This window comes from Streptomyces sp. MUM 203J, from assembly GCF_022414595.1.
GTDB lineage: Bacteria > Actinomycetota > Actinomycetes > Streptomycetales > Streptomycetaceae > Streptomyces.
Map to the genome: position 1 here is coordinate 1 of NZ_JADWYO010000139.1, position 804 is coordinate 804.

Consider the following 804-nt stretch of genomic DNA (forward strand, 5'->3'; position numbering starts at 1 on the left):
TGGATAGCCCCGTTCACCGGGCTGAGCCCTCGCAACTTCGGCAAGCTCGTGACGGTTCTGCGGCGCGAGGGTGCGGACGCGGTCCGCAAGGGACGACCGTGGAGCCTTCCGCTGGAGGACCGGGCTCTGCTGGTCGCGGCCTACTGGCGCACGAACTTGACCTTGCGCCAGCTCGCCCCGCTGTTCGGGGTGTCGAAGTCGGCCGCAGACCGCATCATCGGCCATCTCGGGCCGATGCTCGCGCTCCAGCCCCGCAAGCGGTTCGCCAAGGACACCGTGCTGATCGTGGACGGCACTCTGGTCCCCACCCGCGACCACACGGTGGCCGAGCAGTCCAAGAACTATCGGTACTCCACCAACCACCAGGTCGTCATCGACGCCGACACCCGCCTGGTCGTCGTTGTGGGCCGGCCCCTGCCCGGGAACCGCAACGACTGCAAGGCGTGGGAGGAATCCGGCGCCAAAGCCGCCGTCGGCAAGACCACCACGATCGCCGACGGCGGCTATCCGGGCACCGGACTCGTCATGCCCCACCGACGCCGCAAGGGCGAGGACCTGCCCGACTGGAAAGAGGCGGACAACAAGTCCCACAAGCACGTCCGGGCCCGAGTCGAGCACGTCTTCGCACGCATGAAGACCTGGAAGATCCTCCGCGACTGCCGCCTCAAGGGCGACGGAGTCCACCACGCCATGCTCGGCATCACCCGGATGCACAACCTCGCCCTCGCCGGATAGACAACCGGCCGGCGCAACGGCCAACCACACCCGAAGCGACTCAGAGATCATTTACGGGACAGCCCTTAG

At 67.5% G+C, this 804-nt stretch carries 1 protein-coding gene; it reads left to right on the plus strand.

Annotated features, from left to right (window positions below):
* A partial coding sequence (locus I3F58_RS29195) for a transposase (protein ID WP_240111724.1) occupies positions 1 to 735 on the plus strand: 735 nt, incomplete at its 5' end.
* Positions 736 to 804 lie beyond the last annotated feature (69 nt).